Genomic DNA, 11,221 nt, shown 5'->3' on the forward strand with positions numbered 1-11,221 from the left:
TGGTGCCGGCAATGGCCGGCCGCGCCGATCGACGGCCGGAGGCGGTGGCGGGGCGGGCCGCGACTGCGCATCCTCCAGGACGCGGTGGTCCTCGAGGCGCAGGATGCTGGCGATCTTGGGCTCGTACGGCGGGGCGACGACCGGGGGAGGCGGCGGCGGAACCGACGCACAGGCGGTGGCCACCGCCAGCGAGGCGAGGGGCAACAGGCGACGCGTCATCACTCGGGCGCATGCTAGCACGCGCGACTTGCCGCTCCTCGAAGCGCGTCGATATACTCAGGCGCAACGTGGACGCGCGCTACCTCGCGATCGAGGGCCCTCCCGGTGTCGGCAAGGCCGTGCTCTCCGAGCGCCTCGGCCAGCGCCTCGACGCCAGCCTCGTCCTCGACGATGTCGAGAACCCGTTTGCGCCCGATCGGAAGTCCGAAGTCGCCGGCGCCGCATTCCAGGCCCAGCTCTTCCACCTGCTGGCTCGACACCGGCAACAGGAGACGCTTCGCCAGGGCGACCTGTTCAGTCAGGCCACGGTGTGCGATTACCTATTCGACAAGGACAAGATCTTCGCCTACCTGACCCTCGACGACAACGAACTGTTCATCTACCAGCGCCTGTACGACCTGCTGGCCCGCGACCTCCCCACCCCGGACGTCGTCGTCTACCTGCAGTGCCCGACCGACCGGCTGCGCAAGCGCCTGCGCGACCGCGCCCGGCGTTCCCCGGACCGTCGACTCGCCGACGACCACCACATCGGCGAGCTCAACGACGCGTTCAACCACTTCTTCTTCCATTACACGGGGGCGCCGCTGCTGGTGGTGGAGACCTCGTCGCTCGACCTCGACTGGCACGACGAGGACGTCGAGGATCTGCTGCGACAGATCGAGCACATGCAGCAGGGCACGCAGTACTACGTTCCCCGGCAGCGCTAGGGGCCGGGCGCCCAGCCCTTGCGTTCCCCTCCGCGGCTGACTAACCTGTCCCTTCGCCTGCCGACGGACAGGGCGACCGGAGCCCGTCTCCGCCGCCGCGTCGCCGCGACGAATGCCATGGCCTGGTTCAAGCGCGTTCCCAAACCCATCGCTCCGGCGCAGAAGACGAGCCGCATCCCGGAAGGCGTGTGGGTCAAGTGTCCCGACTGCAGCCAGGCACTCTACAAGAAGGACCTCGACGGCAACCTGCAGGTCTGCCCCAAGTGCGCCCACCACTTCCGGCTCGGCGCGGCCGACCGGCTGGCCATGCTGTTCGACGGGCCCTGGGTCGAGCACGACCGTGACCTCGCCTCCACCGATCCCCTGAACTTCATCGACACCAAGCCCTACTCGCAGCGGCTGCGCACCGCGCAGGAGGCGAGCGGCCTGAAGGACGCCATCGTCTGTGGCACCGGCACCATCGACGGGATCGAGACCGAGATCGCCGCGATGGAGTACTCCTTCATCGGCGGCAGCATGGGCGTGGTGGTCGGCGAGAAGATCACCCGCGCCATCGAGCGTGGCCTGCAGTACCGCCGGCCCGTCGTCGTGGTGTCGTGCTCGGGCGGGGCCCGCATGATGGAAGGCACGCTGTCGCTGATGCAGATGGCCAAGGTCAGCGCGGCGCTGGCCCGACTCGATCGCGCCGGCCTGCCCTTCATCTCCGTGCTGACCGACCCGACCACCGGTGGCGTCACCGCCAGCTTCGCGATGCTCGGTGACCTCAACATCGCCGAGCCGAAGGCGCTCATCGGCTTTGCCGGTCCGCGCGTCATCGAGCAGACCATTCGCCAGAAGCTGCCCGAGGGCTTCCAGCGCGCCGAGTTCCTCGTCGAGCACGGCATGGTGGACATGATCGTCGACCGCCGCAAGCTGAAGGCCGCGGTCGCCGACGCGCTGAGGTTCATGCACGCGCCGGCATGACGCCGCAGGACCGCCTCGCCACCCGCGAGTTCTTCGGGCTCAAGCTCGGGCTCGACACGATCGGCGCGCTGGTCGCCGCGCTCGGGCAGCCGCAGCAGGCCTTCCTCCCGGTCATCGTCGCCGGCACCAATGGCAAGGGTTCGGTCACGGCGATGGTCGCCGCGGCCCTGCAGGCCGCGCGGCTGCGCGTCGGTCGCTACACGTCGCCACATCTCCTGCATGTGCGTGAGCGCTTTGCCATCGACGGCGTCGATGTCGACGACGGGCAGCTCGACGCGGCGTTGCAGGCCGTGTTCGAGGCCGAGGACGCCCTGCTCGCCGCCGGCACCCTCGGCGGTCCTGCGACCTACTTCGAGCTGACCACCGCCGCGGCCTTCGTCATCTTCCGCGAGGCACGCGTGCAGGTCGCCGTGATCGAGGTCGGCCTCGGCGGTCGGCACGACGCCACCAACATCGTCAGGGCGCCGTACGCGGCGATCACCTCGATCGCCCTCGACCACATGGCGCAGCTGGGCGATTCGCTGACGGCGATCGCCGGAGAAAAGGCCGGGGTGATCATGCCCGACGCCATCGTGGTGAGCGGCGTCACGGAGACGGAGCCGGCGGCCGTCATCGCCGAGACCTGCCGGGCGCGGGGCGCCCGCCTGGTCCTCGCGGCCGAGGACGTCGTGGTGGACGCCACGGAGACGGCCGGCGAGACGACGCTGCGCCTCGAGACGCCATGGCGCCACTACGGCCCGGTGGCACTGGCGCTGCCGGGGCGACATCAGGTGGCCAACGGCGTCGTGGCCGTGCGCCTGCTCGAAGTGCTCGAGGCCCGCGGCATCGGCGGCGGGCGGGACGCCATCACCGCCGGGCTGCGCGAGGCGCGCTGGCCGGGACGCCTGGAGCGGCGGCATCTCCCCGGCGGCGCGCCACTGGTGCTCGACGGCGCACACAACCCTGCGGGTGCCACGGCCCTCGCCCGCTGGCTGCAGAGCAGCGGATTCTCGCCGGTCACGCTGGTCACCGCCTGCATGCGCGACAAGGACGTGGCGGGACTTCTCACGCCGCTGCTGCCGCATGCCCGTCGGGTCATCGCCACGGCCGTGGACTTCCCTCGCGCGCTGCCGGCCGACGACCTGGCTGCCCTGATCACGCGGCTGGCTCCCGCGATGCCCGTCGAGGCCGCCGCCACGCCAACCGCGGCCATGGCGCGCGCGTCCGAAGACGGTGCGGAGGTGGTGGTCGCGGGCTCGCTGTTTCTCGTCGGCGCCGTCCGCGGCTGGCTCGACGACCAGGCCGGGGCGCGCGATCCCGCGTGATATTCTGCGGGTCGCCACGCCCGACCTCCCTGTCCAGCCCGTGCCATCCATTCCGACGCTCCGTGTCCTCGCGCTCCTGCTCGTCCTGGCCGCGCTCCCCGTGGCCGCCCACGCGCAGCAGGTCCCGGGCTTCAAGCTGTCGCGCCAGCTGAAGATCGAGATCGACGGCTCGAAGTTCCGCTTCCTCGGCGAGGTCGAGATGACCGACGACGCCGGCAAGCAGAAGTTCTTCGCCGATCAGGTCGACTACGACACCGAGACGCGACTGATGGTGGCCACCGGCAACGTGGTCTACACGTCGCCCCAGACACGCATCGCCGCCGAGCGGCTCGAGTTCAACCTCGACACCAAGGTGGGCACGTTCCACAACGCCACCGGCTCGACCTACCTCGGCGACAAGGTCGACAAGAGCTTCTTCGGCACGCAGGAACCCGACGCGCTGTTCTACGGTGAGGTGATCGAGAAGGTCGGACCCAAGCGTTACAAGATCACGCGCGGTGGCTTCACCAGCTGCGTGCAGCCGACGCCGCGCTGGGAGCTCGTGTCGAGCACGTCGCTGGTCGAACTCGACGAGTACGCCATCATGAAGAACACGGTGCTGAAGGTGAAGGGCGTGCCGATGTTCTACCTGCCGGTGATGTACTACCCCATCCAGGGTGACGACCGCGCCACCGGCTTCCTGCTGCCGACGTATGGCTCCTCGGTCATCCGCGGCCCCAGCGTCAGCAACGCGTTCTTCTGGGCCATCAACCGCAGCCAGGACGCCACCGTCTACCACGACTGGTTCGCCAAGCGAGGGCAGGGCGTCGGCGGGGAGTATCGCTACGTCGCCGGCCGCGGGTCCCAGGGCAACGTCACGACCTACTACCTGAAGGAGAAGGAAGCGACGTACACGAGCTCGCTCGGTTCGGTGACGACGCCGGCGGCGACCAACTACGAGATCCGCGCCAACGTGGCCCAGGTGCTGCCGCTCGGTCTGCGCGCCCGCGGCAACGTCGACTACTTCTCCAGTGTCGTCACGCGCGCGACCTTCAACCAGAATCCGTATGACTGGTCGTCGCGCACGCGCAGCGTCCGCGGCAACATCTCGGGCAACTGGGGCCGGCAGAGCGTCAGTGCGACCTACGACACCACCGAGCTGTTCTACTCCGACACGAACTCGAGCCTGCAGGGCGGCACGCCGCGGCTGTCGTACAGCCTCGCCCAGAGCCGCATCGGCAAGACGCCGATCTACTACAGCTTCAACAGCGAACACGTCTCGATTGCGCGCATCGACAAGGACGGCGACCGCGAACTCGATTCGAGCCTCAACCGCTTCGATGTCAATCCGACGATTCGCGTCCCCTTCAACAAGCTGCCGTACCTGACGTTCAACTCGTCGATTTCCTACCACTACACCCGCTACGACAAGAGTTACGTCCCGCAGGCCAACGGGCGTCTCGGCGGCATCCCCGAAGACGCGCCCCTGACGCGCTCCTACTGGGATCTGCGCACCGACATCGTCGGACCGAAGTTCTCGCGGGTGTGGGACACGCCGAACAACGGCTACGGCGAGAAGTACAAGCACACCATCGAGCCGACCTTCACGGTGCAGCGCCTCACCGCCTTCGACAACTACGACCGGATCCCCAAGCTCGAAGGCTACGACTTCACCTACGGCGGCACCACCCGCATCGCCTACGGCATCGTCAATCGCTTCACGGCCAAGCGGCGCAGTGGCGCCTCGACGGCCAGGACCCGCGACTTCCTGACGGTGGGCCTGACCCAGAGCTACTACAGCGACCCTCAGGCCAGCCTGTACGACTTCGGGGCATTCCCGCTCAACTTCTTCGGACGCGCGCCCAGCAATTTCTCGCCGATCAACCTCGGCGCCGCCTTCGCGCCGAGCGAGAAGACGTCGATCACGACGCGCCTCGACTGGGACGACCGTGCCGGCGAGTTCCAGAGCATCCGCATCAACGGCACCTACGCGCTGTCGCAGTGGCTCGACGTCAACGGCGGCTGGAGCCAGCGCAAGTTCTCGTTCGACCCGACACGTCCGGACAACTTCTTCAACGCCAGCACCAGCTTCCGCACCAGGGGCAACCGGCTCGGCGGCACGTATTCGTTCTACTACGACATCGGCCGCTCGGTGATGCTCGACCAGCGCATCGTCGGGTACTACAACGCGCAGTGCTGCGGCATCGTCGTCGAGTATCAGCAGTACAACTTCCCGCAGTTCTCGACGTTCTCCGTGCCACAGGACCGCCGCTTCAACATCGGCTTCACGCTGGCAGGGCTGGGCACGTTCTCGAACTTCCTGGGGGCGTTCGGTGGCAACACCGGCACCTCGGGCAGCTTCGGCAACCGTTCGTTCTAAGCAGATGCCCCGCCCTGTCCTGGTCACGGGTGCTGCCGGCTTCGCGGGCACGCACCTGCTGGCGCTGCTGCGGCGCGAGGGAACGCCGGTGCAGGGGTGGTACCGGCCCGGTGAGCCACCGCGCGGCACCGCGCTGGCCGGCGATGACGACATCACCTGGACCGCCATCGATCTGCGTGACGCCGCGGCCGTCGACCGCGCGATCGCGGCCCTGCAACCTTCGGCCGTGTATCACCTCGCCGGGGCGGCCAACCAGGGCGCCGCCTGGGCCAACACCGATCTCACGCTCGAGCTCAACGCCTACGTCACCCACGTGCTGCTGGCCGCCGTGGCACGCCACGCACCGGACGCGCGCGTGCTGGTGACCACGTCCGCGGTCGTCTACGCGCCCTCGGATCGCGCCCTCGCCGAGGATTCGCCGATCGCGCCGTCGACGCCGTACGGCGTCAGCAAGCTCGCGCAGGAAATGGTGGCGCTCGAAGCCGCGCGGCGCGAGCAGTTGGACGTCGTCGTGGTGCGCCCGTTCAATCACATCGGGCCAGGGCAGAGCCCGGGGTTCTTCGCCCCGGAGTTCGCCCATCAGGTGGCGCGCATCGAAGCGGGCCTGGACGCCGGGCCGATGCGGGTCGGCAACCTCACGCCACGGCGCGATCTCGCCGACGTGCGCGACATCGTGCGCGCCTACCGTCTCGTGATGCAGCACGGGGCCCGCGGCGAGATCTACAACGCGTGCCGAGGTGAGGCGGTCGAGATCGGCGAGTTGCTGGCGATGCTGCGCGCGCTGGTGGCACGACCGATCGAGGTCGTCGTAGCGCCGGAGAAGCTGCGACCGGTGGACGTGCCGCTCCTGCTCGGAGACCACGCGCGGCTGTCGGCCGCCACCGGCTGGCGCCCCGAGATCCCCATGGCGCAGACACTCGCCGACATCCTCGAGGAGCAGCGACGGATGGTGAGATTCTGAAATCCAGAAATCCTGAAATTCCCTAGACCCGCAGGAACGTCCCGTTGCGGTGCAGGTAGCGGAGGAAGATCCAGCGGGCGGCGATGCCGCCGATGGCCAGGATCACCGGACCCGCGGCCCCCGAGAGGGACGCCACGCCACCGAGGAAGAACTTCGCGATATCCGGGAAGTTGATGAACTCCTGCGTGACGTAGATCGTGATCGCGTTCATCCCGATCACGACGAACGGGAAGGCCCAGCGCCGCGCCCCCTGGATGTCGATGACGAAGTAGAAGACGGCCACGAGCAGCAGACTCCAGCCTGCCGCGATCATCACGTAGGAACTCGTCCACAGGTTCTTGATCACCGGGAACAGCGGTGACCAGGCCATGCCGATCAGCAGACTCGCGACGCCGGCCAGCACCAGTCCGCGCAGCTTCTGCATGGCGGGCCGCGGCTGCATGAACCACCATCCCGTCAGCGCGCCGAACAGGCACGTGGCCACCGCCGGGATGTGCGACAGCAGCCCTTCGTTGTCGCCGTAGGGATAGCAGCAGAACGTGCCAGGCAGCACCAGCCGATCGACGTAGCCCACGAGGTTGCCCTCGGGCGACAGGTCGTAGGCCTGGAAGCCGGGCGCCGGCACGAAGGCGAGGAGCGCCCAGTAGCCGAGCAGCAGTGACGCGGCCAGGATGGCCTGGCCCCGCATCCGCAGATGCAGCACCGCGAGCGCCGTGAAGAGATAGCAGATGGCGATCCGCTGCAGGACGCCCGGCCAGCGCATCGCCGCCAGGTCGAACTGCAACAACCCCCAGTTGATCCAGCCGAGCAGGAGCAGCAGGGCGACTCGACGCAGGATGCGCGGATAGGCCGCGGAGGGCTTCGCCTCGTATCGCTGCAGCGACATCGGCAACACGATGCCGACGATGAAGATGAAGAGCGGGAAGATCAGGTCGTAGAACACGAACCCTTCCCAGGGCAGGTGCTCCATCTGGTGGTCGAGCCACGCCCACCCGAGCCAGACCGCGAGCGCGCGACAGAGGATGTCGCCGCCCGTGATCCAGAACATGTCGAAGCCCCGCAGGGCATCGATGAACAGCAGGCGCGGCGGTGATCCCCCGGCGGGCACCGCCGGCCTCCTGTGCGGCGCGGGCGTCACGCGCTTACGGCTTCCGTGCGGCCGAATACGCGCCGGCGTTGCCGCCGATGTCGTACGTGCCCTTGATGACGCCGCCGTCGATCGTGCCCTTGATGGTGCCCGACAGTCCGTCGGCGACCACGGTCAGGGTCAGCGCCGAACCCTCGAGGGTGCCCTTGATGGGAATGTCGAGACCGTCGGGCGTCTTGAGGGTGCCACCAACGGTGGTGCCGTCCTGCGTGAAGTTGAACGAGTAGCCGCCACCGCCATCGCCGGTGATGTCCCAGGCGCCAGCGAGCGGACCCGCCGCGCCGGCCCCAGCAGCCGCACCGCCCTTGCTGGCCGTGAAGTCACCGGCCGCCGCGCCGTTGCCGTAGTCCACCGCGCCCTTCATCGTGGCGCCGGCGACCTTGCCGGCCAGCACGATCGGCAGCGGCTGTCCCTGGTAGTCCACGGTGAACGCGATGGAGACCCCCGTCTCGGTCGTCTTGACGTCGACGGGGATCGACCCCATCTCGCCGGTCATCGCGCCGGCGAGCTTGCCGGCCTCGTCCTTGATGACGAGCGTGCCGGGGTGCGTGCCCTGCGGCGACGTCATGGTCAGGCTCCAGGTCCCCACGAGGTCCTGGGTGGAGGGAACTTGCGCCGTGGCTGCGCCGGCGAACACGACCACCGACGAAGCGACGAGCGCCCGGAACGCGAACAGTCTGAATGTCATAGCCGGGTCAGTCTACCCGAACTGCCGGGCGGTTGATCCCTCCAGCTTGACCCGCGTGGCCCGAGCAGTGACAATGCGAAGAAAAGACGAAAATGACGCGACAGCTGGCGCTTTTCGAGGAGCCCCTCACCACCCGTGCCGTCGCCGCGCTCGTCAAGGCGGACGGTGTCGCCGCCCTGCCCTCGGCACGGCGCCGTGCCGATGATGCGCACTACCAGGAGGTGGTGTGCCGCTCGGCGCTCAACCGCACGAAGGGCATGCCGTTCTCGTGGACGCTGAATCCGTACCGCGGCTGCACGCACGCCTGCCAGTACTGCTTCGCGCGTCGCTACCAGACACAGATGGAGATGGGCGCCGGCGATCAGTTCTCGTCGTACATCTTCGTGAAGCGCAACGTGGCCGAGGTCCTGGCGCGCGAGCTCACGCGCCCCTCGTGGACCCCGTCACTCGTGGCCGTGGGCACCGCCACCGATCCCTACCAGCCGATCGAGGGACACTACCGGCTCACCCGCGCCTGCCTCGAACACCTGGAAGCGGCCAGCACGCCGATCGGGCTGATCACGAAAGGGCCCCTGGTGGTGCGTGACGCCGACATCCTCGCGCGCATGTCACGTCGGGGGCTCGCCACCGTGTACATGAGCGTGCCCACGGTCGACGCCGCGTGGGAACGCCTCGAGCCGGGCACCGCCCCGCCGCTCCAGCGGCTCCGCGCCGTCCGCCATCTGCAGGAGGCCGGGGTGCGGGCGGGCGTCCTCATGAGCCCCCTCGTACCGGGGTTCTCGACGCACCCGTCCCGAATCGAGGCCACGCTGGCGGCCATCGACGACGCAGGCGTCCCACTGCTGGGCGGCAACGTGCTGTACCTCGAGGACGGCAGCCGCGATCACTTCCTTCAGTTCCTCGAGACCGAGGCGCCGCACCTGCTCGCCAGGTACGCCCGCCTCTACGTGCGCAAGCATCCCGACCCCGCGTACACCGCACAGGTGAAGGGGGTACTGGCAACGCTGCGCGCCCGCCACAACGAGCACCGCCGCACACCCGAGGAGGACGTGCGGCGGCAAACGGACTGGATTGCGGACCAGTTCTGACAATGCCGCGATGCCGAATGCCGGAATGCCGAGAACATCACTCCCAGCATTCCCGGCATTCCCGGCATCCAGGCTGACTCGGCGTCGGGGTAGCCATGCTTCGAATGTACCTTCTCGCGTTCTTGCTGGTGCACAGTGCGCGCGACCCACATTGCGTACAGTCGACAGGTCTCTCCGCCTCGTTGGCCTCGCCGCTCCGAGTGCTGTTTGTCGGCAACAGCTACACGTACGAGAACAACTTGCCGTTCGTGTTCGAGGCGCTCGCTGATCCAGTGCGTGATGTCAGCGTGACCATGGTGGCCGGTGGTGGGGCGTTCGGCCGAGTGCGGCGGGGATGACGGCCATCCGTGACGCCATGCGCGGTGTGTATGAAGCGGGCTCGCCCGGACCACTCGAGGCACTGCCCGCTGTGCGACGTTCGGCCCGGATTACAGAGCAACCCTCTCGCTGGACCTTCGCGGTGCGACCGCGTCAATCCGTCCGGTGCATCCCGAGGAGGGGTGGCCTGCAGACGATGCCGAGCTGGACCGGACCATTCATCGGCGCGGGTGATGTCCTTCACAGGCCACTGAGGACCCGAATGCCGGAATGCCGTCGAACCCCGAGGCCTTCGACATTCCCGGCATTGCGGCATTCCCGGCATTTCGCCGAGCGAATCAGGGGCTACACGGCCCTTCCCATCAAGGCCGCGATTCGCTGCTCCGTCGGCGGGTGGGTGCTGAAGAGCGACATCAGGCCACGGCCGCTGAAGGGCTTGATGATGAACATGTGCGCCGTCGCCGGGTTGGCGTCCATGGGGACGCGCTGGCTGTAGCCCTCGATCTTGCGGAGGGCGCTGGCCAGGCCCATCGGCGACCCGGCGATCGCCGCGCCGCCCGCATCGGCGACGAACTCGCGCGAGCGGGAGATCGCCGTCTGAATCAGCATCGCCGCCAACGGGGCCACGATGATCCCGACCAGCAGCACCAGCGGATTGGAGCCCTCCCCATCGTCGGAGCGGGAGCTGCCGCCGAAGAAGCTGGCAAACTGCGCCATGCGGGCCACCATCATGATGGCGGCGGCCAGGGTCGCGGCGACCGAGCTGATGAGGATGTCGCGATGCTTGACGTGCGCGAGTTCGTGCGCCATCACCCCCGCCAGTTCCTCGCGCGACAACAGCCGGATGATCCCCTCGGTGGCGGCCACCGCGGCGTGCTGCGGGTTGCGCCCCGTGGCGAAGGCGTTCGGCGAGTCGTCCGGGATGACGTAGACCTTCGGCATCGGCAGCTGCGCCCGCTGCGCGAGTTCGGCCGTGAGCTGGTGCAGCGGGTGCCCGGGCCCCACTTCCGCGGCGCGATACATGCGGAGCACGATCTTGTCGGAGAACCAGTAGGACCCGACGTTCATCACCAGGGCGAGCAGAAACGCGGTCCACAGACCGCCCTGCCCGCCGAACAATTGCCCGAGATACAAGAACACGGCGCTGAGCAAGCCCAGCAGCGCGGCAGTCTTCAGTGAGCTGGTCATTTGGCCTCTTCTAGGGCGAGTGCGCCCATCTCCGTACAATAAGACGCATGACGCGCGTGATTCAGCTGACCGTCTGGCTAGCGGTGCTCGCCTCGGCCTCGGTGCTCGCGCAGGGCCGACCGCAGACGCCACCTCCGCCCCCGCCCGGTGTCACTCCGCAGCCCGTCGGCCGCGGGGGAGAGACGACCGCACCGGCACCGGGTCCGACGGCGGTGCCCGCGCGCCCGCCGGCCCCGGCGCCCTCCTCAGGCGCCACGACACGTCCCGCACAGCCCGCGG

9 protein-coding genes and 2 pseudogenes are annotated in these 11,221 nt (G+C 68.5%); 7 read left to right on the forward strand and 4 right to left on the reverse strand.

Features of this window, described 5'->3' with window-relative positions; genetic code table 11:
* Positions 1-219: pseudogene (locus Q0C41_RS25940) on the reverse strand (hypothetical protein); the annotation flags it as partial.
* Positions 220-287: 68 nt separating this feature from the next.
* On the opposite strand from Q0C41_RS25940, the gene Q0C41_RS25945 reads away from it, so the two are divergent.
* The 5 genes from Q0C41_RS25945 (at position 288) to Q0C41_RS25965 (ending at position 6,513) form a co-directional block, all read left to right on the forward strand.
* A complete protein-coding gene (locus Q0C41_RS25945; protein WP_291988922.1) occupies positions 288-926 on the forward strand; it encodes a deoxynucleoside kinase in 639 nt (212 codons plus the stop codon).
* Positions 927-1,043: 117 nt separating this feature from the next.
* Positions 1,044-1,889: an acetyl-CoA carboxylase, carboxyltransferase subunit beta gene (gene accD, locus Q0C41_RS25950; protein WP_291988924.1), complete on the forward strand. Its 846-nt coding sequence runs from the start codon at positions 1,044-1,046 to the stop codon at positions 1,887-1,889.
* The gene (locus tag Q0C41_RS25955) at positions 1,886-3,193 is read left to right on the forward strand and encodes a Mur ligase family protein (protein WP_291988926.1); all 1,308 of its coding nucleotides are present in this window, start codon (positions 1,886-1,888) and stop codon (positions 3,191-3,193) included. The genes accD and Q0C41_RS25955 overlap by 4 nt, the downstream gene beginning before the upstream one ends.
* Positions 3,194-3,233: 40 nt before the next feature.
* Positions 3,234-5,552 carry a putative LPS assembly protein LptD gene (locus Q0C41_RS25960; protein ID WP_291988928.1) on the forward strand — a complete coding sequence of 773 codons (2,319 nt, stop codon included), beginning with the start codon at positions 3,234-3,236 and terminating at the stop codon, positions 5,550-5,552.
* Positions 5,553-5,556: 4 nt separating this feature from the next.
* The gene (locus tag Q0C41_RS25965; RefSeq protein WP_291988930.1) at positions 5,557-6,513 is read left to right on the forward strand and encodes a GDP-mannose 4,6-dehydratase; all 957 of its coding nucleotides are present in this window, start codon (positions 5,557-5,559) and stop codon (positions 6,511-6,513) included.
* 22 nt (positions 6,514-6,535) lie between these two features.
* Here Q0C41_RS25965 and Q0C41_RS25970 read toward each other — a convergent pair whose 3' ends face one another.
* Both Q0C41_RS25970 and Q0C41_RS25975 read right to left on the reverse strand, forming a co-directional pair.
* A complete protein-coding gene (locus Q0C41_RS25970) occupies positions 6,536-7,621 on the reverse strand; it encodes a hypothetical protein (RefSeq protein WP_291988932.1) in 1,086 nt (361 codons plus the stop codon).
* A gap of 34 nt (positions 7,622-7,655) precedes the next feature.
* Positions 7,656-8,348 (reverse strand): hypothetical protein, encoded by a 693-nt coding sequence (locus Q0C41_RS25975; protein ID WP_291988934.1) that lies wholly within the window; start codon positions 8,346-8,348, stop codon positions 7,656-7,658.
* Positions 8,349-8,440: 92 nt separating this feature from the next.
* Between Q0C41_RS25975 and Q0C41_RS25980 the strand changes: the two genes are divergently transcribed.
* Positions 8,441-9,436 carry a radical SAM protein gene (locus Q0C41_RS25980; protein WP_291988937.1) on the forward strand — a complete coding sequence of 332 codons (996 nt, stop codon included), beginning with the start codon at positions 8,441-8,443 and terminating at the stop codon, positions 9,434-9,436.
* A gap of 663 nt (positions 9,437-10,099) precedes the next feature.
* Here the strand turns inward: Q0C41_RS25980 and htpX are convergent.
* Positions 10,100-10,942 carry a zinc metalloprotease HtpX gene (htpX, locus tag Q0C41_RS25985; RefSeq protein WP_291988939.1) on the reverse strand — a complete coding sequence of 281 codons (843 nt, stop codon included), beginning with the start codon at positions 10,940-10,942 and terminating at the stop codon, positions 10,100-10,102.
* Between the two features lie 47 nt (positions 10,943-10,989).
* Between htpX and Q0C41_RS25990 the strand changes: the two are divergent.
* Positions 10,990-11,221: pseudogene (locus tag Q0C41_RS25990) on the forward strand (hypothetical protein); the annotation flags it as partial.

The organism is Luteitalea sp. (assembly GCF_022842525.1).
GTDB lineage: Bacteria > Acidobacteriota > Vicinamibacteria > Vicinamibacterales > Vicinamibacteraceae > Luteitalea.